This window comes from Bacteroides xylanisolvens XB1A (assembly GCF_000210075.1).
In the GTDB taxonomy this organism is placed as follows: Bacteria; Bacteroidota; Bacteroidia; order Bacteroidales; family Bacteroidaceae; genus Bacteroides; species Bacteroides xylanisolvens.
This window is the reverse complement of record NC_021017.1, coordinates 647,263-650,116: the sequence shown is the minus strand read 5'-3', so window position 1 is coordinate 650,116 and position 2,854 is coordinate 647,263. Positions and strand designations below refer to the sequence as shown.

General features: G+C 44.1%; 3 protein-coding genes. 1 reads left to right on the top strand and 2 read right to left on the bottom strand.

Annotation, left to right across the window (positions count from 1 at the left end):
• Positions 1 to 1,019 (bottom strand): DEAD/DEAH box helicase (locus BXY_RS02630; protein ID WP_208946730.1); only part of this gene is annotated, 1,019 nt, incomplete at its 3' end.
• Between the two features lie 46 nt (positions 1,020 to 1,065).
• The gene (gene serB, locus BXY_RS02625) at positions 1,066 to 2,295 is read right to left on the bottom strand and encodes a phosphoserine phosphatase SerB (RefSeq protein ID WP_015531154.1); all 1,230 of its coding nucleotides are present in this window, start codon (positions 2,293 to 2,295) and stop codon (positions 1,066 to 1,068) included.
• Between the two features lie 266 nt (positions 2,296 to 2,561).
• On the opposite strand from serB, the gene BXY_RS02620 reads away from it, so the two are divergent.
• Positions 2,562 to 2,854: thioredoxin domain-containing protein (locus BXY_RS02620; protein WP_208946729.1), on the top strand; the 293-nt coding region annotated here is incomplete at its 3' end.

The following is a 2,854-nucleotide window of genomic DNA, read 5'->3' as shown; positions in this document are numbered from 1 at the left end:
TTGTTGGCACGTGCTGTACGGCCGATGCGGTGCACGTAGTCCTCGCTGTCGTGGGGCACGTCGAAGTTGATAACCAGGCGGATATCATCAATATCAATACCACGTGCAACGATGTCCGTAGCTACCAATATATTGATTCGTCCGGCTTTAAACTCGTGCATGACCGTTTCCCGTTGAGCCTGTTCCAAGTCCGAATGCATTTCACCTACGTTCAGCTTCATTGATTTCAACGCCTTGGCAACTTCTTTAACCTTAATTTTGGAAGAAGCAAAGACAATCACACGTTCCGGAACCTCATCCATAAAAAGACTGCGTATGATGCCTAACTTTTGATTTTCATAGCAGACGTATGCCGCCTGAATAATCTTTTCCGCAGGTTTGGAAACAGCGAGCTTTATTTCCGACGGATCGTTTAAGATCGTATTTGCCAATTGCTGTATCTTTGCCGGCATTGTGGCTGAAAACATGATAGTCTGTCGTTCCTTCGGCAGATATTTGGCTATTTGCATGATATCTTCGTAGAATCCCATGTCGAGCATCCGGTCTGCTTCATCCAAAATAAAATAAGAAACCTTGGAAAGATCTACATATCCAAGGCTTAAATGGGCGATCAGACGTCCGGGAGTAGCAATGACAACATCAGCTCCCAATGTGAGTCCCTTTTTCTGTTGTTCGAACAATATCCCGTCATTTCCGCCATATACAGCAACGCTCGATACCGGCATGAAATAGGAAAATCCTTCCATTTGCTGGTCAATCTGTTGAGCCAATTCCCGGGTAGGAGACATGATGACACAATTAATCGCATCCTCCGGATGTTTACCTTCAGATAATTTGTTCAATACAGGAAGCAGAAACGCTGCTGTTTTACCTGTCCCTGTCTGTGCTACTGCGATCAAATCTTTACCCTCAAGTATGATTGGAATTGCTTGTTCTTGTATAGGCGTACATTCGTCAAATCGCATGGCATCAAGCGCCTCAAGCACATTTGCATTTAATTGTAGTTCGGAAAACTTCATTCTTTTATTTTATTTGTCAGCAAAGATAATCTATTTTTTGGTCTAATTACATATTCAAGTAAGAATCTTTGAACCCGAGGAAATAGAGCACTCCATCCAGTCCGATAGTGTTGATTGATTGCTTGGCATTGGCCACTACTTTGGGCTTGGCGTGGAAGGCGATTCCTAGTCCGGCAACCCCCAGCATAGGGAGATCGTTGGCTCCGTCTCCTACGGCGATGGTCTGTGCAATATCCACCTTTTCCACTTGTGCAATGAGGCGGAGCAGTTCGGCTTTCCGTTTTCCGTCTACTACATCCCCCAGATAACGTCCGGTTAGTTTGCCGTCGATGATTTCCAGTTCGTTGGCATAGACATAATCTATACCGTATTTCTTTTGCAGGTACTGGCCGAAATAAGTGAATCCTCCCGAAAGGATGGCGATCTTGTAACCGTACTTCTTCAATACATACATCAGTCGCTCTACACCCTCTGTGATAGGCAAGTTCTCGGCTATTTCCTGCATTACCGATTCGTCTAACCCCTTCAATAAGGCTACGCGACGGGTAAAGCTCTCTGTAAAGTCTATTTCTCCACGCATGGCGCTTTCCGTGATGGCTTTCACTTCGTCGCCTACACCGGCACGGATAGCCAGTTCGTCAATCACTTCTGTCTCGATTAAGGTAGAGTCCATATCAAAACAAATCAGGCGGCGCATACGGCGGTACATATTATCCTGTTGGAAAGAAAAGTCCATTTCCAGTTCGCTGGCCAGCTTCATCAGCTTCTCCTGCATGGCAATGCGGTCTTTCGGAGTACCTCTTACTGAAAATTCGATGCAAGCCCGAGTACGTGTATCAGCCTGACATTCGTCCAGCGGGATACGACCTGTCAGACGCTTGATAGCGTCTATATTCATGCCCTGTTCGGCTAATATGCTTGTAGCGGCAGAAATCTGGCGGGCGGAAAGTTTACGTCCCAATACCGTCAGGATATAGCGGTTTTTCCCTTGCATGCCTACCCAGTTGTCATATTGTTCGGTGGTGATAGGTTCAAATCGGATGGTCACTCCCAATGAAGAAGCTTTGAACAGGAGTTCCTTCATAATGAATCCGGAGTGTCTTTCTTCGCTCTTGAACAGAATTCCCAACGATAATGTATTATGAATATCTGCCTGGCCGATATCAAGGATCGTAGCATCATATTTGGCAAGGATTTCAGTCACAGAAGCAGTCAGTCCCGGACGATCTTCGCCGGTAACTCGAATCAGAATCAATTCAGTATTTGATGGTTGCATAAAAAATAGACTTTAACTCTGCAAAAGTAGAGAAAAAAGTTCGTTTTTATGCTAAATAACATAAAAAGTTATACCCAAAAAGTGAGATTTTTGCTTATTTGCTTGGAAGTTAATTTAATATTTACTTACCTTTGCACCCGGTTTCAAAAATAAAGGCTCTGATAATCAGCGGATTCCTCTTCGCCTGATGCCTGAAAAGACAACGTTTCGGGAAGAAACCACTGTTTAAGGACAGTCCCGGATAGTATTAACTAAAACCGAATTACATGAAGCATGTAAAATGGATTTTTGTTGTATTACTGATTTGTTCCTTGACCGCTTTCGTTGAGAAAGACAAACCTACCGGAGGTTTGAGTGAGGGCGACGTAGCCCCTGATTTTAAGATCGAATCTACGTCAAATGAGCAACCCGCCTTTAAGTTGGGAAATTTGAAAGGCAAATATGTGTTGCTAAGTTTCTGGGCAAGTTATGACGCGCAGTCCCGGATGCAAAACGTAAGTTTAAGCAATGCGCTTCGTTCTTCTCATAATGTGGAAATGGTTTCTGTTTCATTTGACGA